An 18,318-nucleotide genomic window follows, 5' to 3' on the forward strand; every position below is an offset into this window, starting at 1 on the left:
GAGCAACGTGGTCGGTCCTCACGGGGGTTGGCCACCACGGTGACAGGGGGACCACCATGCCGCTCATCGCCATCGTCGTCGCGGCTCTGGCCATAGGGTTCGAGCAGCTCGTGCAGTGGAAGTACGGACCGATGGGCATCATCGCGTTCGTCGCGCTGTCCGTCGGCATCAAGGCGAAGAACACCATGATCGGCGGTGTGGGCGCGGTGATCCTCGTGATGCTGCTCGCCCAGTCCGGCTGAACCGACGTACCGCGGACCGGGCCCCGTTCCGGAGGGGAGCCAGGAGCCCGGCCGGCGGTTGCACCACGCACGACGCACCACGCACAACAACCACAACCACAACTGAAGAGCACGTCACACGCACGTCGACGTGCACGCGCTACGGATGCGCACGTCCACCGTCACCGGCGGAAGGGAGTCACCTCAGAACATGTCCGGGCACCAAGGCCGCCTGGACGTACGCAGCAGGGCGTCGACCACACGGGCGGCGCCCGCTCGTTCTTCCCGCACCCTGCCGAGCGCGGCCAGCCGTACGGCCGACGCGTCGCCGAGCCACAGCGCCCCCAACTCGCCCACGTCGAGCACGAGGTCGGCGCTCTCGGCGCTCGGCGCGCAGGACGCCCCGTCCGGTCCCGCCTCCAGCCGCCACCGCCCGCCGGTGAGCCCTCCCCGGTCCACCACCTCGAGCACGACCGAGCCCCGCCCGTCGTAGGTCCGCGCCTCCAGCGCCGCCGCGACGTCCAGGATCCGCACCCACAGCCAGTCGGCCTGCGTGGTGATGCGGGCCGCACGCGGGTCCGGCAGGAGGTGCGGGAGCAGGTCGTCGGGGGAGCGCCAGCCGCTCTTCACCGTCTGGACCCAGTCGATCGAGCACAGGTAGTGCCACAGCGCGCGCTCGGCGGCCGGGGTCACGCCGATCAGCCAGTCCACGGTCGCCGTGTTCAGCGGCTGCTTGGCGTCGCCCCAGTGCGTGTCGGCCCGGTACGAGGCCAGCCCCTCGACCTCGCCGTCCGCCGAGCGGTACAGGGCGTAGTACGGCTCGGTCCAGGGCGTGCCGTTGGTGTTCACGACGCCGGTGCGGGCCTGCCACCACAGCTCGGTCCGGCTGACCGCGCCCGGCTGGGCCCGGCGCAGCCGCTCGTGCAGATCGGGGCCGAGCTTGCGGACGTCCTCGCCGTCCACGAGGTCGATCCGGCCGCCGTCCTCCGGGGCCGCCCAGCGCGGGTCGAGACCGGCGCGGGGCACGTCGACGGCCCACTCGGTCATGGTGGTGGCGGGGCCGAAGCCGTACCGGCCGTAGATCGGGTACTCCGCCGCGATCAGCGTGGCGACGACGTCCCCGCGCTCCTTGGCCGCGGCCAGGTCCTGCGCCATCATCCGGGTGAGCAGGCCCCGGCGGCGGTGGGTCGCGGTGACGGTGACGTTGGAGATCGCGTCCGCGCGCACGGGGCGGCCACCGACGGCCGTCAGCTCCTGGTCGAAGGAGCGGAAGGTCGCCACGCACCGGTCCCCGTCGAAGGCGCCCAGCGACCGGCCGGGCACGAACATCCGGCGCCGGGCCTCCACCTGCTCCCGGGCCACCAGGGGCGGCATCAGGAACCCGGTGTTCAGGGCCCGGTTCCAGTCGGGGAACTCGTCGTCGGTGAGGGGGCGTACGTCTATGTCGGTGCGGCTGCTCATGCGCTCACGGTAGGACGGTGCCCCCGCCCGCGTCGCGGGGATTACCGGGGGCCGGGGCTCAGAACGACGCCCGGATCTCCCCCACCTCGCGGCCGCCGCCCAGCAGGGGCGCGCGGCCGATGCGCCCGACGACCGGGCCCTCGACCCCCAGCAGCGTCAGGGCGCGGGCCAGGACCGGGCCGAGCGCCCGGGTCGCGCCGTCCTCGATCTTGAAGGCGAGGGCGCGTCCGTCCGGCAGGGCCACCGCCTGCACGGCCTCGGCGCCCATCTTGGACAGCGTGCCGGGCACCTCGCGCATCAGCCAGGTGTCCGCGCGGCGGCTGCCCGCGACGTACTCGGGGTGGGCGCGCATCGCGTCGGCGACCCGGCGCTCGGGCGAGCCGGGCTCGGCGGCGACGAAGGACCGGAAGGCGCGGGCCAGGCCGACCAGGCTGATCGCCATGAGCGGCGCCCCGCACCCGTCCGTGCCGACGGAAGCCACCGGTTCGCCCGCCGCGTCCTCCACGACCTTGTGGATGGTCCGCTGGAGCGGGTGCTCCGGGTCGAGGTAGGTCTCCAGCGGCCAGCCCCGCTGCGCGCAGACCGCCAGCATCGCGGTGTGCTTGCCGGAGCAGTTCATGGTGACGCGGTCGGGTACGGCGCCCGACGCCAGGTACGTGTCGCGCTCCTCGGCGTCCAGCGGCAGGTCGGGCGGGCACTGGAGCTGGGCCGCGTCGAGGCCGTACTCGTCCAGCATCTTGCGGACCAGGTCGCGGTGAAACGGTTCTCCGGAGTGGCTCGCGGCGGCCAGCGCCAGCCGCTCCCCCGCGAGGTCGAGACCGGCCCGCAGGACGCCGGCCGCCTGCATCGGCTTGTTGGCGGAACGCGGGAAGACCGGTGCGGTCACCTCCCCCAGGGCCAGCTCCACGGCCCCGTCGGCGCCCAGGACGACCAGGCTGCCCCGGTGCCGTCCCTCGACGAAGCCGGACCGGACGACCTCGGCGAGGACGGGCGGCACGACGGGCGAGAGCGCGGACGTGGGCGCCTGGTTCTCGTACGACGGCTGCGACGACTGGGGCGGCTGCGGCTGCTGCGACGACTGGGGCGGCTGCGGCTGCTGCGGCTGCTGCGACGACTGGGGCGGCTGCGGCGACTGGGGCGCGGGCATCGGCGGTGGCCTTCCGGAACGGGCGACCCCCCGGCTGCGACGGCCCGGGATCACCGGGCCCCGGGAGCGGCGCGGAAGGCCGCCCCCGCGTCACACCAGCAGGTCGTCGACGTGTGCTTCCCCTTCACGGTACCGGCGGGCGATCTCCGCGCCGCAGCCGTCCGCCGTGCGCTGGAGCCGTTGCCGGCTGCGGGAGACCTGCTGTTCGTAGCGCACGAGCCGCCCCATCCCGGCGGTCAGCTCGCCGTCGGTGCGGGCCGTCAGGTCGGACAGCTCCACCTCGCCCAGCATCTCGGCGGCCAGCCGCCGGCACTCCTCGCTGCGCGGTGTGGCCAGCGTCACGTGACGGGCCGAGGAGCGCTGCCGCGCCGGCGCGTCGGCGAGGATCTCCGACAGCCGCTCGACCACGGACCCCGTCGCCGCGGTGGTCACCACGGACGACGAGGCGGTCGACCCGCGCTCCGCCAGCTCCGCGCGCAGGATGTCGATACGGCCCTGCAGCAGCCGCCGCACGTAGCTGAGGTCGGCCTCCTCGCGCTGGGCGTCCCGGCGCAGCGCGCGCAGCTCCGGCAGGCTCAGCCCGGTCAGGTCCCGCTCCGGGGGATCCACCGGCAGCTCCGGGCTGTCCGTGCGCTGCACGGGCGCCCGGGGCGCGTCCGGGCCACCGGACCCGCCCGGACATGTCAACGCGGCGGTCCCGAAGGACTGCCCCGTACTCGGTGTGCTCATGTGCCTCAACCGTCCCCTCGCCCGGCGTCTGGGAGCATCGTGCCACCCCGCGTGGCCACTTTGTGACCGAGTGCCCCCGATCAGCCCCGATCGGCCCCGGATGGGGGGTTGGGGAGGGAAAACCGGGCCCCTGCGGGCCCGCCCGTCCCCACCCCGGGGGCGCACGGCATCATGACGGGATGCGTGCAGTGGTGCAGAGGGTGGACGGCGCGAGCGTCGTCGTGGACGGCGAGACCGTGGGCGCGATCGACGGCGAGGGACTGTGCGTCCTGGTCGGGGTCACCCACGAGGACACCAAGGAGAAGGCGGCCCAGCTCGCCCGCAAGCTCTGGACGGTGCGGATGCTGCACGACGAGAAGTCGTGCAGCGACCTCGACGCCCCGCTGCTGGTGATCAGCCAGTTCACCCTGTACGGCGACGCCCGCAAGGGCCGCCGCCCCACCTGGAACGCCGCCGCGCCCGGCGACGTCGCCGAACCGCTGGTCGACGAGGTCGTCGCGCGGCTGCGCGCACTGGGCGCGACGGTGGCGACGGGACGTTTCGGCGCCCGGATGCGGGTGTCGCTGACCAACGACGGCCCGTTCACGATCCTCGTGGAGGTCTGAGGCGGCCCCTACGGCTCGACGACCGTCTCCTGCGCGGCCGCCGTGTCCTCGGCCGTCAGCCGGGCGTCCACCGGTACGTTCCGCTTGACCAGGGCGAGGGCGACCGGGCCCAGCTCGTGGTGGCGCACGGACGTGGTGACGAAGCCGATCTTCCGGCCGTCGGGACCGTCGTCGGCGAGGCGGATCTCCGCGCCGTGCGGCGGCAGGTGGACCTCGCTGCCGTCCAGGTGCAGGAAGACCAGCCGGCGCGGCGGCTTGCCGAGGTTCTGCACCCGGGCGACGGTCTCCTGCCCCCGGTAGCAGCCCTTCTGGAGGTGCACGGCGGTGCCGATCCAGCCCAGCTCGTGCGGGATGGTCCGGTGGTCGGTCTCGAAGCCGAGGCGCGGGCGGTGCTGCTCGACGCGCAGCGCCTCGTGCGCGAGGATCCCCGCCGCGGGCCCGGCCTCGGCGGCGAACGCCTCCAGCTCCTCCCGGGGCAGGAACAGGTCACGGCCGTACGGCGTCTCGCGGACGGCGGCGGAGGCGGGGGCCCGGGTGATCGACCCGGCCGGCAGGTGCACGACGGCGGTGTCGGCGGTGCGGTCGGCGACCTCGACCCGGTAGAAGAACTTCATCGACTCCAGGTAGGCGATCAACGCCTCCTGGGTGCCGGGCTCGACGTGCGCCCAGACGGTCGTGCCGTCGTCGACGAGGTACAGGGCGTGCTCGATGTGGCCATTCGCCGAGAGGATCAGGGCCTCGGTGGCCTGGCCGGCCGGCAGGTCGCTGACGTGCTGGGTGAGCAGCAGGTGCAGCCAGCTCAGCCGGTCCTCGCCGGTGACCGTGACGACGCCGCGGTGGGAGAGGTCGACGAAGCCGGTGCCGTCGGCGAGGGCACGCTGCTCGCGGAACAGGTCGCCGTAGTGGGCGGCGACGCCTTCGTCCACGCCCTCGGCGGGAACGGCGCCGGGCAGGGACAGCAGGGGGCTCTTCATACGCCCAGCCTACGACTCGCTCACACCGCGTCAGCCGCGCCCTTCGCGGAACAGCTCTCGCACCGGCCGAAGATCGCGAAGTGCTTCATGTCGGTGTCGAAGCCGAACTGCTCGCGCAGCTTCGCGGTGAAGTCGGCGGCCACCGACAGGTCGGCCTCGATCACGTGGGAGCAGTCCCGGCAGACCAGGTGGATGTGGTGGTGCCGGTCGGCCAGGTGGTAGGTGGGCGCCCCGTGCCCGAGGTGGGCATGGCTCACCAGGCCCAGCTCCTCCAGCAGCTCCAGGGTGCGGTAGACGGTGGAGATGTTGACCCCCGACGCCGTCTTGCGCACCTCGCCGAGGATGTCGTCCGGGGTCGCGTGCTCCAGGGTGTCCACGGCTTCGAGCACGAGCTGCCGCTGCGGGGTCAGCCGGTAGCCACGCTGCCTGAGGTCGCTCTTCCAGTCGGTGCTCACCACAGGGCCAGTGTAGGAGTGCGGACCACCGTCATGGGCGCGGAGGGCTGAGGGGGAGGCGATCGGACAGGAGCAGATCCGCCAGGGTCTCGCGCAGATCCGCGGTCGCGCGGACGACCTCCTCGTGGGCCCTGATCTTTTCGTCCACCGCACGCAACGCCGCCCCGATCTCCTTCTGCCGGTCGGCGGTCGGCACAGGCACCGGCAGATCCTGCAGGGTGCGCAGGGTGATCGAGCGCATGCCGGTGGTGCCCGCGGCACGGCGCTCCAGCCAGTCCCGGGAGCTGTGGTGCGAGAGGCGGGCGAGCAGGTAGGGGGCTCGCAGCGGGTCCTTCACACGTACGCGGAACAGGTGGGTGTTGTACAGCCACCCGCTCTCCCGCCCGGTCACCAGAGCGACGCGGCCCACCGTGCCGGTGCGCGTCACGAGGATGTCGTCGGCGAGCAACCGGTACTTGCCCCACCCACGTGCCCGCTCGGGGTCGACAAAGGTCATCGCCGGCCCGGCGGAGATCCTCTGGTGCCGGAGATCGGCCGGGCGGACCAGCGGGACGCCCTCCGGCACCTGCTCGGCGGCGCGAACGGCAGGGCCGCCTCCCTGGACGTCGCAGATATCCCCGAGGCGCACCCGGCCCCAGTCCCCGGGGCGGTCCGGCGCAGGGCCCCGCTCCTCGACGGATTCCGCAGTCTCACCACTCACAGTCCGTACTCCTCCAGCATGCGCTCGACCGCGACGTCCGCTTCCCGGGCCCGCCTCTGTGCCTCGGCAAGGCGTCCTGCCCGAGCGGCCAGGACCGACGCACCCCCGGCCGGGACATCCGGTCGAACGCCCGGTACGTACAGGGCGGGGCTCAGCAGGTGGCCCTGTTCCCTGATCCGGTCGAGGGACACGGCTTCACTCAGCCCCTCGGTGCCCGAGAAGGGGCGTCCCCCGGCCCGGTCCGCCAGCCAGCGCCGGTACTCCGCGAGGAGGCGCTGCGCGTTCGGGGGGGTCAGCTCTTGGCGCACTCGCGAGACCGGCGTGCCGAGCCCGCGGGCATCGATGAGGAGCACTTCGTCGCACCGGCCCTCCGGATACCGCAGCAGCCAGACCGTGACCGAGATCCCGGTGGAGGTGAAGAGCTGCGCGGGCAGCGCGACCAACGCCTCCACCGCTCCGTCCTCCACCATCGCGGTCCGGATCCGCTGTTCCCTCGGATTGGCGGAGAACGCCGCGATGTCCGGCATGACGACGGCGGCCCGCCCGCCGGGCTTCAGGCTGGTCACCGCGTACTGGAGCCACGCGAAGTTGGCGTTGTGCCGGGGCGGTGGACCGTAGCGCCACCGCCGGTCGTCGACGGATCCCGTGAACTTCATGTTGAACGGGGGATTCGTCACGACACGGTCGTACCCGCGATCCTCTTCCGGACCGGGACCGGTCGCGTCCGACGGCGCGGCGCTTCCGGTGTGCAGAGCGGCGCCGGGCACCCCGTGCAGAGCGAGGTTCATCCCCGCCAGCATCAGCGGGTGCTCACCCACACCCGCACCGCTGGCCCCGACCCGTTCCCGCCCCTCGGTCGCCGCTACGGCACTCCATGATGCCGACAGCAGCTCGCCCGCGCGGACGAACGGGTCGTGCACGTGCCGGACGCCACGACCGTTCTCGGCCACCAGATCCGCGACGACGTCGACAACCGCCCGGGGGGTGAAGAAGTCGCCCGCTCTCTTGCCCACCAGGTCGCCGTAACGGGTCAGCAGCCTTTCGCAGGCTTCGGCGTGCTCCTTCAGGTCGACGGGACCCGTGTCGTCCAGCTCCCGTACGGTGTCGGCCAGCGGGACGTCCCGCACATTGCGGGACAGGGCGTCGAGCAGGGCCCGGTGGGCGGCGCCCAGGCTGCCCCCCACCGCTTCCGCCACCAGCCGCACGATGAGCGCGCCGGTGTGCGGGAAGCCCTTCCGGACCTCCGCCCTGATCTGCTGCCACGCGTCGGGGAGGCCGGCCCGGACGTAGAGCAGGGACAGCAGCAGGGTGATGTAGTCGGTGGGGGACAGCTCACCGCGGAATCGTTCCGCTTCCCTGTCCAGCAGCCGGTCCACCGTCTTGACCAGGAGCCGTGACCGCGTCCCGCCGAGCGAGGCGCGGAACCGGTCGCCGTAGGTGGTGCCCTCGGGCTCCTCGGGCTGTCTGGCGTTCGCCGGAACGGTGCGGAGGTCCAGCCAGGCCAGTACGTCCGCCGCCGAGAAGACCTCGACGTCTCCCGGCAGACCGGCCGGCCGTTCCACGGGAACGGGAAAGTCCGTGTGGCGGCGTTCCCAGTTCGTCACCGCAGGCCGTTTCACCCCGGCGGACCGCGCGATGTCGGCCCGGGTGACGAGGACGCCCTCGAAGTCGCTCACCGTTCCCCCCACACGTCAGAACCGGGGCGTGCGGGCGCCGCGCAGTGCGTCCGGCCTGCTTGCGAGAACGCTCGGGAAGCGGTCCATGGACCGGGCCTCCTTCGCCAACTCGGGATCGATGTATCCGAGCATGCGGTAGATCTTGGCATGGTCGGCGGCCAGGTCCCGGTGGTGGACCGGTTCGTGGTGCATGATCCGGTTGCGCAGCAGCACCAGCGACCACAGACCGTCGTACAGGGTGTCGCGCCGCCCCGAGTAACACGGAAACGCCTTGTGCGCCGTGGGCACCCAGAACAGCCGGTCGTATCCGGATCCCCCGCTCACCAACGACGCCCAGAAACCGAACGACAACTCGGCCACGATGTCGTCCGGCGGCGCCGGGACGGGCCGACGTCGTTCGCACTTGGCGCGTGCCTTGGCCACGAGCCGCTGCCCGTTCGGATTCAGCGGAGCCACGGCCCACCAGTCTCCGCGGCCGTAAGCCCAGGAGAGCTGCCGGTGCAGCGCGTTGCGCAGAGCGAGTTCCAGGCAGTGCAGCGGGCCGTACAGCGCGGCCGAGGCCTCCACGTTCCACCAGTACAGCCGCTCCGCCGCCAAGGCGTTGCCCCGCGCCGCGCGCAGGTAGCGAGCAAGGCGGAGCCTGGAAAAGGCGCGGACCATCCACTCGGGCAGCTTCTCGGACATACCAGTCCCCCCACAGTGACCGTGATAAAGTCGTAAGCGAACGCTCCGGCCCGCCTCTGCGTAGCACGCCACCCGGAGCACGGCTTGGAAACCCCCGCCGCCCGTCAGGGCGCCGGGGGTTTCTGTTTCCCTGCGCCCACAGTAGCCACGAGAACCACCGACTGCAACCGCAGTGCACTGCGCTATGAATCTGTTAACCCCACTCGGAGCATGAAACAGGGCCCCGCGGACACGCCGCGAGGCCCACTGTGGTCGGGCCGGCCCTACTTGAAGAAAGCGATCCCGTCGTCCGGCATGTCGTCCGGCAGGGCCTTGGCCCAGCGCTCGACGTCCTCGGGGGTGACGACCTTCTTCAGGTGCGCCGACATGTACGGGCGCAGCTCGACCTCGGGGGTCTGCTTCTCGCCGACCCACATCAGGTCGCTCTTGACGTAGCCGTACAGCCGCTTGCCGCCGGTGTACGGCCGGGAGGCCGCCGTGCGGGCGACCGCGTCCGTGACCAGGTCGATCTGGGGCTTCTGGTCGGCCATCTCGCCGTACCAGATCTCGATGACGCCGTCGTCGCGGGTCATCGTGACCTCGACCTTGCGGTTCGCGTCGATGCGCCAGAAGCCGTGCTCCGACTCCAGCGGGCGGACCTTGTTGCCGTCGCTGTCCAGCACCCAGGTGTGCGACTGGTACTCCAGGAAGTCCCGGCCGTCGTGGGTGAAGGAGACCTCCTGGCCGAAGTTGCACTTCTCGGCACCGGGGAAGTCGTGCACGCCCGCGCCCGCCCAGTTCCCGAGGAGGAAGGCGAGGGGGACGAGGTCCTTGTGCAGGTCGGACGGGATCTCGATCATGAGCGGACTTACTTCCTGGCGTCGGTGATCAGCGCTGGCCCTGGTACAGCTTCTTCACGGTCAGACCGGCGAAGGCGAGGACGCCGACGCAGACCAGGACCAGCAGGGCTTCGAAGAAGATCTCCACGGGGTGCTCCTTGAGCGGGGGGCATAAACAGGGCCGACCTCAGCTTACGCGGCCCTCCCCGGCTCTTCTCGCCGGACTCCGTCCAGGAAGGCGGCCCACACGGGAGCGGCGAACAGGAGGGCGCCGCGAGCGGGGTCCTTGCTGTCGCGGACCGGGACGAGGGAGGGGAGGTTGGGGGCGACCTCGACGCACTCGCCGCCGCTCGTGTTGCTGTAGCTGCTCTTGCGCCAGTCGGCGGCGCGGAGGAGATCGTCGGAGACCTCAACGCACTCGCCGCCGTCCTGGTTGCTGTAGCTGCTCTTGCGCCAGGTGACCGTGCTCAGATCGATGGCTCGCATGGCGCTTCCTCCAGCATCCGCTCGATGAACTCCCGCGACGCGCCCGGAGACAGGGCCATGTCGCGCACCCGATCGTATCGGAGCTGAAGCTGGTCGACTGCCGTGGATTCCTGGACCAGTTCGCCCGAGTAGCCCGTCTCGACCCAGGCGACGATCCGTCCCGCGCCGTGCAGAAACATGGTGTGGGTGTTGGTCAACGCGTGCAGCCCCGCCGCCCAGGGGACCACCTGAATGCTGATGTTGGGGCGCTCGCCCATCGCGACGAGATGGCGCAACTGCCCACGCCACTCAGCCGCGCTCCGCAGCGAACTGTGCAGCACCGTCTCCGAGAGGATGGCCCGAAACTGCGGCCCGCCCTCGGCCAGCAGCGGTTCACGGCGGCCCATGCGCGCCGCCACCTGCTTCTCCAGCTCCACCCCCGTCAGTCCACCCTGGCTGAGCAGCTCCGGCGTCTGGAGCAGGCCCGGCACGATGCTCGGCGAGTACTGCCACATACTCACCGCCTCGGCCTCAAGAACCATGTACCGGCGATACCGCTCCTTGAACTGCGTCGGATCCGCCACCGCCAACTCCCACAGCGTGAGCAGCATGCCGCCCGTGCCGTAGTACTGGTCCAGCGCCTCGACGATCTCCGGGCCGCCCAGCGTGTGGCCGTTCTCCATCTTGCCGAACTGGGAGGCGTCCCAGCCCACCACCTCCGCGACGCCCCGCAGGGACACGCCCCGCCCGTGCCGGAGCAGCCGCAGCTCCTCCGCGAACCGCGCCCTCGGTTCCTGACTGCGACCGGTGATCGCCCTCCGCTGCGGCACCGCACCCCTCCCGGCTGTGGAATGTGTGGAATTTGGAGCGCCCCTTGTGGCACTAGCGGCCGTTCCGGGCTTGGCGACCCCCGTCGTGGGTCATGCTCGCACTGCCCACCACTACGCAGAGTAGGGCAACTGTCGCATTCCGTACAGACGTTGACGTAAGGGAGCGGACCCGTGAGAACAGAACCGGCCACCTACGAGCCCGGCACCGTGCTCTACGACACCGCCGCCGCGAAGGTCGGCGAGTACCGGGGCCGCAGCGGAGCGCGCGTGATGCTCCGACCCCTCGGCGGCGGCCGGGAATGGGAGGCGGAGCCGGCCGCGCTGCGCCCGGCGACCGACCGCGAGCGCCTCGGGGCGAGCCTGCGCGCCGCGAACGCGCGCACGTTCGCCACGCCCGCGGCGCCCGGCGAACCGGACCGGCCGCCCCTGCCGGTGCCGGGCTGCGACGCGTGCGCCTGGCTGGCCGACCGGCGGGAGGCCGCGCGGGCGGCGTTCGACCACAGCGCGGTGACGGACGCGAACGTCCTGCTGCGCCAGCACCGGCGCAAGGAGCACGAGGGATGACGTACGACGGCGGACTGCCCTACGAGGAGTGCCGGCGGGCGCAGCGGCTCGCGCCGCGACGGGACCGCACTCCCCTCTCCCCCGGCTTCGCGATGCCGCCGTTCCACCCGGACCATCCGCCGGGGCCCGCGCCGAAGCACAAGGCCCGGTCCCGGCGGCGGGCCAGGCTGGACGGGGCCGCGGTCAGCGGCCTGCTCACCGTCCTGTGTGTCGCGACGCTGCTGGCGACGATCGCCGTCGCGTACTGACGCCGCCCCCGCGGGCTACGCTTCCGGCATGGCGAAGAAGCTCGTGATCAAGGTGACGGCGGGGGCCGATGCCCCCGAGCGGTGCTCGCAGGCGTTCACCGTGGCGGCGGTGGCCGTGGCCAGCGGGGTCGACGTGTCGCTGTGGCTGACCGGGGAGTCGGCCTGGTTCGCGGTGCCGGGGCGCGCGGCCGAGTTCGAGCTGCCGCACGCCGCGCCGCTGCCCGACCTGCTGGACTCGCTCCTGGCGGGCGGCCGGGTGACGCTGTGCACCCAGTGCGCGGCCCGGCGCGAGCTGACCGAGAAGGACGTCATCGAGGGCGTGCGCATCGCGGGCGCGCAGGTCTTCGTGCAGGAGGCGCTGGCCGACGACACGCAGGCCCTCGTCTACTGACGGCGGCGGCCGGCGGGGCTCACTGCCCCATGACGTAGGCCACGGTCGGGCCGGTGGTCCAGCCGCCGTCGACGGCGAGTTCGGCACCGGTGACGTAGGACGCGGCGTCCGAGAGAAGGAAGACGACCGCGCCGGCGATCTCACCGGGTTCGCCGACCCGGCCCATGGGCGTGTTGGGGTACTTGCCCTCGCCGCGTTCGATGCCGGTGGCCGCGGTCATCGGGGTGTACGTCATCCCGGGGTGCACGGAGTTCACGCGGATGCGGGCGGTGCCCAGCTCCACGGCGCCGATCTTCGTGAGCCCGCGCACGCCCCACTTGGAGGCGCCGTACCCGGCCGTGAGGGCGAGGCCCGTCAGCCCGGCCGCGGACGAGATGTTGACGATGGATCCGCCGCCGGCCTCCTTCAGGGCGGGGATCACGGTCTTCATGCCGATGAAGACGCCCGTGAGGTTGATGTCGAGGACCTTGCGGAAGTGCGCGACGGACTCGGACTCCAGCAGGCTGCCGGTCGAGATGCCGGCGTTGTTCACCAGGCCGTGCAGCGCCCCGAACTCGGTGACGGCGAAGTCGGCGACCCGCCGCCAGTCCTCCTCGGAGGTCACGTCGTGGTGCAGGAAGCGGGCGCGGTCGCCGAGTTCGCGGGCCGTGCGCCCGCCGTCGTCGTCCAGGACGTCGGTGATCAGGACGTGGGCTCCGGCGGCGACCGCCTGCCGGGCCGCCTCGGCGCCCAGGCCCCGGGCGCCGCCGGTGATGATCAGGTTCTTGCCGGTCAGGTCGTGGGGGGCGGACTCGTGCATGGGGTGCTCCTCTCCAGGGGCGGGTGGGTGGCCGGGGATCAGAAGTGGGTGCCGCCGTCGACGCGGATCTCGGTGCCGGTGATGAACCGGCCGTCCTCCGAGGCCAGCATCGCGACGACCGACGCGACCGTCTCCGGACCGGCGAAGCCCTCGCCGAGCGCCGGGGAGAGCTTCGCGAACAGGGACATGTCGGCGTCCTCGGGCAGGCCGGGGCCGACGCTCTGCCCGCTGGCCCCGCTGCCGTCGGTCATGCCCGAGGAGATGGAGCCGGGCTGCACGGCGGTGAAGCGGATGCCGCGTCCCGCGTACTCGGCGGCCAGGGCGTGGGTCATGGACTGGATGCCGCCCTTGCTCGCCGCGTAGGCCGCCATGTAGGGGTGCGCGAACGCCGCCGAGGTCGAGCTGAAGTTGACGACGGCCGCGTCCTTGCCCTCCAGGAGCGCCGGGATCACCTCGCGGATCACCAGGAACGTGCCGACGAGGTTCACCGTGAGGACCCGCGTGAAGTCGGCGAGGGCGGTCTCCTCGGTGTGCGAGGAACGCAGGATGCCGGCGGCGTTGACGAGGACGTCCAGTCCGCCCAGGGCGTCGGTCGCGGCGCGGACGCCCTCGCGCACCGAGGTCTCGTCCGCGATGTCGACGACGAGCGTGGTGAGCCGGTCCGCGTGGGCGCCCGCCTTGTCCCGGGTGTCCTTGAGGCCCGGCTCGCTGACGTCCGCCGCCACGACGGTGCCGCCCTCCGCGAGCAGCCGCAGCACGGTGGCCTGGCCTATGCCCGAGCCACCGCCGGTGACCAGGGCGCGGCGGCCGTCGTAGCGGAGGGAGGGGTGGGGGTGGGTGCTGTGGGTCATGTGCGCTCTCCTACTCGGCCCGCCGACGGCGCCGGCCGGGCGACTTCCCCTTCACCGTACGCCTGGGTGGCACGTTTTGCCATCACGTCACGCCGTGCCGCCGGGTGGTCGCAGGCCGTACGCTTCTGGGGTGAGCACCGAGCCACCGCCCCCGTCGTTGACCGAACGCCGCAAGGCCGCCACTCAGCTCGACATCGCGCACGCAGCGGCAGAGCTCTTCGCCACCCGGGGCCCGGAGGCCACGACGGCGGAGGAGATCGCCCGGCGGGCCGGAGTCGCACTGCGCACCTTCTACCGGTACTTCCGCTCCAAGCAGGACGCCGTCGGACCGCTGCTGACGGTCGGCGCCGACCGCTGGCGGGCACTGCTGGCACAGGCGCCGCCCGGTGCCGCTCCGGGCCCGGCCCTGCGGGAGGCGGTGGAACAGGCGCTGGCGACGCCGGACCCGCAGGCCGTCGAGGCACTCCTGCAGACCCGCGGCCTGCTGCGCGCCGCCGCGGACGACCCCGCGCTGCGCGCCGTCTGGTACCGCGTGAACCAGGAGTCGGAGGAGCTGCTCGTCCCGGTCATCGCCCGGCTGACGGACGGCCGCCGGGAGCCGCTGGAGGTGCGGCTGATCGCCGCCGCGGCCACGGACGCCATCCGGATCGCCCTGGAGACCTGGTCCGGCACCGAGGCGGCGACCGAGGGCCCCGGCTCCCCCGCCGACCTGGCGGTGCGCTGCCTGCGGCACCTGCTCGGCACCGCGGGCGACACCCCTTAGCGGCGCTCCTTCAGCGGCGCCTCTTTCCGCTCTTCCCGTCGAGCTCGTCCCACCACTCGTCGGACTGGGAGTCGCCCGACGGGTCGTCCCACCAACGGTCGTCCGGGCCGCGCCGGTTGGCGACCATCGCGGCCACCGGGGGGATGAGCATCGCGAAGACACACAGGCCCACGGCCGCCGGGACGGACCAGAGGCGCACGACTCCCCAGGCCAGGACGAAGAGCACGATGCACGTGCCCATCATGGCGAAGTAGACGTGCCGCCGCCTCGCGTACATACGTCCAGAGTAGGCCGAAATCGGGCCCGACCATCTCTTTGTCGTAACGAAGCGGGCAGCATCGCGCTAGCAAATAGCAAATATATGCGCACGCAGGCGGGCGCGAATGATCATCTTCTCGACAAAGCGTCCGTCTGACATGTCGGTCACCTGACGAGAACGGCCACAAGTCCGTTGACGGGACACGCTCCGCACCCCTCGGCGCACACTCATGACGGCTCAAAAGAGCTGTACGGTGCCAAACGTTTGCAGGCTCAAATGGCCTGCCTCTCAGTGAACGCTCCCGGCCCGGTGACGAGCCGGCACCGGGACGGAGCCGAGGGTCGCCGTGCCGGCCGGCATGGCGGAGGCCGCCCGCGACGCCCGGCTCCACGAGTGGAAGGAGGTGGCGCGTGTGAACGGAATGGAGACAGCCCAGTTCAGCGCCCTTGTAGTCGTGGGTCTGTTGGTCTTCTTCTACGGAGGGACCTTCCTGATATCGACCCGCATCGGCAAGAAGGAGGAGAACGCCGACGGGTACATGACCGCCGGCAACAACATCGGTTTCGGAATCTCCGCGGCCAGCATGACGGCGACCTGGATCTGGGCGTCCTCGATGTACGCGTCGGCGACGTCCGGCTACACCTACGGCATCTCCGGCCCCATCCACTACGGGCTCTGGGGCGCCCTGATGATCCTCTTCATCTACCCCTTCGGGAAGCGGATCCGTGCCGTCGCGCCGAAGGCGCACACGCTCGCCGAGGTCATGTACGTCCGGCACGGGCGCTCCAGCCAGTTGATGCTGGCCGGCTCGAACATCGTCGGCAGCCTGATCAGCCTGATGTCGAACTTCATCGCCGGTGGCGTGCTGATCTCGCTGCTGTCGCCGTTCACGTTCACCCAGGGCGTCTTCGCCGTCGCCGCCGGCGTCCTGCTCTACACGCTGTGGTCCGGCTTCCGCGCCTCCGTGCTCACCGACTTCGTGCAGGTCGTGGCGATGCTCGGCGCGGTGGCCGTCATCATCCCGGTCATCTTCTTCGCCGCCGACTTCCCGGCCGCCTTCGAGTCCGGCGCGGGCAACCTGACCGCGCAGCAGGGCGACTTCTTCTCCAGCACGGCCTTCATGGAACAGGGCGCCCCGTACATCGCGGCGGTGCTCGCCTACGCGATCGGCAACCAGACCATCGCGCAGCGGCTGTTCGCGGTGAAGGAGAACCTGATCAAGCCCACCTTCATCACCGCGACCGTCGGCTACGGCGCGATGGTCATCGGTGTCGGCATGCTCGGTGTGCTCGCCCTCTACCTCGGCCACGAGCCCGCAGGCGGCGACCTGAACAACATCATCCCGGGCATGGCGGCCGAGTACCTGCCGCCCGTGCTGCTGGCCCTCTTCTTCGTCATGATCGTCGGCGCGCTCTCCTCGACGGCCGACTCGGACCTCGCCGCCCTCTCCTCGATCATGATGGCCGACGTGTACGGCCAGAACGTGGCCGGGAAGGGGAAGGCCGACCCGAAGACCATGCTGCTCGTGGGCCGCATCACGATGGTGGTGGCGACCGCGGCGGCCGTGGCCTTCGCCAGCCTGCAACTGAACATCCTCGACCTGCTGGTGTTCGTCGGCGCGCTGTGGGGCGCCCTCGTCTTCCCCGTCCTGGCCAGTTTCTACTGGGACAAGGTCACCGGAAGGGCGTTCACCACCTCGGTGCTCGCGGCGCTCGCCGTGTTCCTGCCGGTCCGCTTCTCCTGGATCCCGGTGGACGGCTTCTTCGGCATCGTCGTGGACGTGCTGGCGGTCGTCGGTGTCGGCGTCGTGCTCGGCCTGATGGTCTTCGGCTTCCTCGGCGCCCGCGCCGCAAAGATCGCCGGTGCGGTCGCGGTCGTGGCGACCGCGCCGTTCGCCGTCGGCTCCCTGCACGAGTACGCCACGCTGTGCGGCTCGCTGGTCGCCTACTCGGTGTCCACCGTCATCTGCTGGGCCATGTCCGTGCGCCAGAGCGAGGGCTTCGACTTCGCCGTCATCGCGCGCCGCACCGGTGACTTCGACAGCGGTCCGACGGCGGCCGCCGACACGGACGGCACGGACGGCACGGACCCGCAGGACACCGGCCACGGGCCGGACAGCCGAACCGGCTCCGGCACCGTCACCGTCGCCAAGTGACCCCCGAGGAGGCATCGTGAGCACCGCAGCCCTGACCGTGTACGTCCTGATGTGGCCGGCGATCGTGGCCGTCGTCCTGTTCGTGATCAGCCGCGGCTTCTACCGCGAGTGGGCTCAGGCCCGCCGCGACGGGCAGGACATCATCTGACCCGGCGCCGCCCGTCCGCGGACGACGGCAGAGGGGCCGCACCCCAGGTGTCCAACCCGGTGGGTGCGGCCCCTCGGCCGTGCTGTCCGCCGTCAGACGGCGATCGCGACCTCCGCCAGGCCGCCCTGCTGGGCGACGACCGTGCGGTCGGCGGAGCCGCCCGGGACGAGCGCGCGTACGGTCCAGGTGCCCTCGGCCGCGTAGAAGCGGAACTGGCCCGTCGCGGAGGTCGGGACCTCCGCCGTGAACTCGCCGGTGGCGTCCAGCAGACGGACGTAGCCCGTCACCGGCTCGCCGTCGCGGGTCACGTGGCCCTGGATGGTGGTCTCACCGGGCTTGATCGTCGAGGCGTCGGGGCCGCCGGCCTTCGCTCCGCACATGTCGTTACTCCTGAGGTGTAGGGAAAGGTCGGCCGGATGCCGTACCCGTGTCGCTTACTTCGCGGCGCCGAGCTCGATCGGCACGCCGACGAGGGAGCCGTACTCGGTCCAGGAGCCGTCGTAGTTCTTGACGTTCTCCACACCCAGCAGCTCGTGCAGGACGAACCAGGTCAGGGCCGAGCGCTCACCGATGCGGCAGTAGGCGATGGTGTCCTTGGCCAGGTCGACCTGCTCGTCGGTGTAGAGCTGCTTCAGCTCGTCGTCCGACTTGAAGGTGCCGTCGTCGTTGGCGTTCTTCGACCACGGGATGTTGCGGGCGGACGGGACGTGGCCCGGACGCTGCGACTGCTCCTGCGGGAGGTGGGCCGGGGCGAGCAGCTTGCCGGAGAACTCGTCGGGCGAGCGGACGTCGACCAGGTTCTGCGTGCCGATCGCCTGGACCACGTCGTCGCGGAAGGCGCGGATCGCGGTGTTCTGCGGCTTGGCCTTGTAGTCGGTGGCGGCGCGCTCGGGCACGTCGTCGCCGGGGACCAGCTCGCGGGCGTCCAGCTCCCACTTCTTGCGGCCGCCGTCGAGGAGCTTGACGTTGTCGTGGCCGTACAGCTTGAAGTACCAGTAGGCGTAGGACGCGAACCAGTTGTTGTTGCCGCCGTAGAGGACCACGGTGTGGTCGTTGGAGATGCCCTTGGCCGACAGGAGCTTCTCGAAGCCCTCCTGGTCGACGAAGTCGCGGCGGACCGGGTCCTGGAGGTCCTGGGTCCAGTCGATCCGGATCGCGTTCTTGATGTGGTTCTTCTCGTAGGCGGACGTGTCCTCGTCCACCTCGACGATCGCGATGGTCGGGTCGTCCAGGTGGTCCTGCAGCCAGTCGGCGTCGACCAGGACGTCGCTGCGGCTCATGATTTCTCCTCCGGGGCAGTTGGCGGCGGGGCGTGCGGTGAGAGGGCGGGCGCGCTCGGGCCGTGCGGCGGCGCGCGGGTGCCCGGGGCAGGCCG

General features: G+C 71.7%; 24 protein-coding genes. 8 read left to right on the forward strand and 16 right to left on the reverse strand.

Annotated elements, in window-relative coordinates; translation table 11 throughout:
• Positions 1-56 precede the first annotated feature (56 nt).
• Positions 57-242 (forward strand): hypothetical protein, encoded by a 186-nt coding sequence (locus Sdi02f_RS33875; RefSeq protein WP_030403580.1) that lies wholly within the window; start codon positions 57-59, stop codon positions 240-242.
• Between the two features lie 183 nt (positions 243-425).
• Here the strand turns inward: Sdi02f_RS33875 and Sdi02f_RS33880 are convergent, their stop codons facing one another.
• From Sdi02f_RS33880 to Sdi02f_RS33890, 3 genes are all read right to left on the reverse strand, one after another.
• A complete protein-coding gene (locus tag Sdi02f_RS33880; protein WP_031086052.1) occupies positions 426-1,682 on the reverse strand; it encodes a GNAT family N-acetyltransferase in 1,257 nt (418 codons plus the stop codon).
• A 58-nt stretch (positions 1,683-1,740) separates the two neighbouring features.
• Positions 1,741-2,829 (reverse strand): asparaginase, encoded by a 1,089-nt coding sequence (locus Sdi02f_RS33885; protein ID WP_245962276.1) that lies wholly within the window; start codon positions 2,827-2,829, stop codon positions 1,741-1,743.
• A gap of 90 nt (positions 2,830-2,919) precedes the next feature.
• Positions 2,920-3,558, reverse strand: coding sequence for an RsiG family protein (locus Sdi02f_RS33890; RefSeq protein ID WP_031186177.1), 639 nt, complete (start codon positions 3,556-3,558; stop codon positions 2,920-2,922).
• Positions 3,559-3,737: 179 nt separating this feature from the next.
• Here Sdi02f_RS33890 and dtd point away from each other — a divergent pair, with 179 nt between their 5' ends.
• Positions 3,738-4,163 (forward strand): D-aminoacyl-tRNA deacylase, encoded by a 426-nt coding sequence (gene dtd, locus Sdi02f_RS33895; RefSeq protein ID WP_030403584.1) that lies wholly within the window; start codon positions 3,738-3,740, stop codon positions 4,161-4,163.
• A gap of 8 nt (positions 4,164-4,171) precedes the next feature.
• On the opposite strand, the gene ygfZ is transcribed toward dtd, so the two are convergent.
• The 8 genes from ygfZ to Sdi02f_RS33940 all read right to left on the reverse strand — a co-directional run bounded on the left by ygfZ (position 4,172) and on the right by Sdi02f_RS33940 (position 10,765).
• A complete protein-coding gene (gene ygfZ, locus Sdi02f_RS33900) occupies positions 4,172-5,137 on the reverse strand; it encodes a CAF17-like 4Fe-4S cluster assembly/insertion protein YgfZ (RefSeq protein ID WP_031186176.1) in 966 nt (321 codons plus the stop codon).
• Positions 5,138-5,157: 20 nt separating this feature from the next.
• Positions 5,158-5,595, reverse strand: a complete 438-nt coding sequence (locus Sdi02f_RS33905; RefSeq protein ID WP_030403586.1) for a Fur family transcriptional regulator — start codon at positions 5,593-5,595, stop codon at positions 5,158-5,160.
• 28 nt (positions 5,596-5,623) lie between these two features.
• Positions 5,624-6,292, reverse strand: coding sequence for a restriction endonuclease subunit S (locus Sdi02f_RS33910; RefSeq protein WP_078886577.1), 669 nt, complete (start codon positions 6,290-6,292; stop codon positions 5,624-5,626).
• On the reverse strand, positions 6,289-7,968 hold the full coding sequence (locus tag Sdi02f_RS33915; protein ID WP_030403588.1) for an N-6 DNA methylase: 1,680 nt from the start codon (positions 7,966-7,968) through the stop codon (positions 6,289-6,291). Before Sdi02f_RS33915 ends, Sdi02f_RS33910 begins: the two co-directional genes overlap by 4 nt.
• A 15-nt stretch (positions 7,969-7,983) precedes the next feature.
• Positions 7,984-8,652: a hypothetical protein gene (locus Sdi02f_RS33920; RefSeq protein ID WP_030403589.1), complete on the reverse strand. Its 669-nt coding sequence runs from the start codon at positions 8,650-8,652 to the stop codon at positions 7,984-7,986.
• Between the two features lie 263 nt (positions 8,653-8,915).
• Positions 8,916-9,491 carry a heme-binding beta-barrel domain-containing protein gene (locus Sdi02f_RS33925; protein WP_030403590.1) on the reverse strand — a complete coding sequence of 192 codons (576 nt, stop codon included), beginning with the start codon at positions 9,489-9,491 and terminating at the stop codon, positions 8,916-8,918.
• A 171-nt stretch (positions 9,492-9,662) separates the two neighbouring features.
• Positions 9,663-9,956, reverse strand: a complete 294-nt coding sequence (locus Sdi02f_RS33935) for a DUF397 domain-containing protein (RefSeq protein ID WP_030403591.1) — start codon at positions 9,954-9,956, stop codon at positions 9,663-9,665.
• Positions 9,938-10,765 carry a helix-turn-helix domain-containing protein gene (locus Sdi02f_RS33940; RefSeq protein WP_108934710.1) on the reverse strand — a complete coding sequence of 276 codons (828 nt, stop codon included), beginning with the start codon at positions 10,763-10,765 and terminating at the stop codon, positions 9,938-9,940. Before Sdi02f_RS33940 ends, Sdi02f_RS33935 begins: the two co-directional genes overlap by 19 nt.
• Positions 10,766-10,936: 171 nt before the next feature.
• On the opposite strand from Sdi02f_RS33940, the gene Sdi02f_RS33945 reads away from it, so the two are divergent.
• The 3 genes from Sdi02f_RS33945 to Sdi02f_RS33955 are packed head-to-tail and all read left to right on the forward strand — an operon-like array spanning position 10,937 to position 11,968.
• Positions 10,937-11,329, forward strand: coding sequence for a hypothetical protein (locus tag Sdi02f_RS33945; protein WP_055469859.1), 393 nt, complete (start codon positions 10,937-10,939; stop codon positions 11,327-11,329).
• Complete coding sequence (locus tag Sdi02f_RS33950; RefSeq protein ID WP_031086063.1) at positions 11,326-11,577, forward strand: hypothetical protein; 252 nt, start codon at positions 11,326-11,328, stop codon at positions 11,575-11,577. The genes Sdi02f_RS33945 and Sdi02f_RS33950 overlap by 4 nt, the downstream gene beginning before the upstream one ends.
• A gap of 28 nt (positions 11,578-11,605) precedes the next feature.
• On the forward strand, positions 11,606-11,968 hold the full coding sequence (locus Sdi02f_RS33955) for a DsrE family protein (protein ID WP_030403595.1): 363 nt from the start codon (positions 11,606-11,608) through the stop codon (positions 11,966-11,968).
• A gap of 19 nt (positions 11,969-11,987) precedes the next feature.
• Here the strand turns inward: Sdi02f_RS33955 and Sdi02f_RS33960 are convergent, their stop codons facing one another.
• Positions 11,988-12,767 carry a glucose 1-dehydrogenase gene (locus Sdi02f_RS33960; RefSeq protein ID WP_030403596.1) on the reverse strand — a complete coding sequence of 260 codons (780 nt, stop codon included), beginning with the start codon at positions 12,765-12,767 and terminating at the stop codon, positions 11,988-11,990.
• 38 nt (positions 12,768-12,805) lie between these two features.
• A complete protein-coding gene (locus tag Sdi02f_RS33965) occupies positions 12,806-13,618 on the reverse strand; it encodes an SDR family NAD(P)-dependent oxidoreductase (protein WP_108934711.1) in 813 nt (270 codons plus the stop codon).
• Between the two features lie 130 nt (positions 13,619-13,748).
• On the opposite strand from Sdi02f_RS33965, the gene Sdi02f_RS33970 reads away from it, so the two are divergent.
• A complete protein-coding gene (locus Sdi02f_RS33970; protein ID WP_053663795.1) occupies positions 13,749-14,381 on the forward strand; it encodes a TetR/AcrR family transcriptional regulator in 633 nt (210 codons plus the stop codon).
• A gap of 10 nt (positions 14,382-14,391) precedes the next feature.
• Here the strand turns inward: Sdi02f_RS33970 and Sdi02f_RS33975 are convergent, their stop codons facing one another.
• Entirely contained in the window at positions 14,392-14,658 is a 267-nt protein-coding gene (locus Sdi02f_RS33975; protein ID WP_030403599.1) for a DUF3099 domain-containing protein, read from the reverse strand.
• Between the two features lie 328 nt (positions 14,659-14,986).
• Here Sdi02f_RS33975 and Sdi02f_RS33980 point away from each other — a divergent pair, with 328 nt between their 5' ends.
• Together Sdi02f_RS33980 and Sdi02f_RS36140 are read left to right on the forward strand one after the other, a co-directional pair.
• A complete protein-coding gene (locus Sdi02f_RS33980) occupies positions 14,987-16,795 on the forward strand; it encodes a sodium:solute symporter family protein (RefSeq protein WP_234334123.1) in 1,809 nt (602 codons plus the stop codon).
• A 16-nt stretch (positions 16,796-16,811) separates the two neighbouring features.
• The gene (locus tag Sdi02f_RS36140; RefSeq protein WP_030403629.1) at positions 16,812-16,943 is read left to right on the forward strand and encodes a putative transporter small subunit; all 132 of its coding nucleotides are present in this window, start codon (positions 16,812-16,814) and stop codon (positions 16,941-16,943) included.
• A 92-nt stretch (positions 16,944-17,035) separates the two neighbouring features.
• On the opposite strand, the gene Sdi02f_RS33985 is transcribed toward Sdi02f_RS36140, so the two are convergent.
• Together Sdi02f_RS33985 and Sdi02f_RS33990 are read right to left on the reverse strand one after the other, a co-directional pair.
• A complete protein-coding gene (locus Sdi02f_RS33985; RefSeq protein WP_030403601.1) occupies positions 17,036-17,323 on the reverse strand; it encodes a DUF1416 domain-containing protein in 288 nt (95 codons plus the stop codon).
• Between the two features lie 54 nt (positions 17,324-17,377).
• Positions 17,378-18,223 carry a sulfurtransferase gene (locus tag Sdi02f_RS33990; protein ID WP_030403602.1) on the reverse strand — a complete coding sequence of 282 codons (846 nt, stop codon included), beginning with the start codon at positions 18,221-18,223 and terminating at the stop codon, positions 17,378-17,380.
• Between the last annotated feature and the right edge of the window lie 95 nt (positions 18,224-18,318).

Source organism: Streptomyces ardesiacus, from assembly GCF_003112575.1.
Taxonomy (GTDB): Bacteria; Actinomycetota; Actinomycetes; order Streptomycetales; family Streptomycetaceae; genus Streptomyces; species Streptomyces ardesiacus.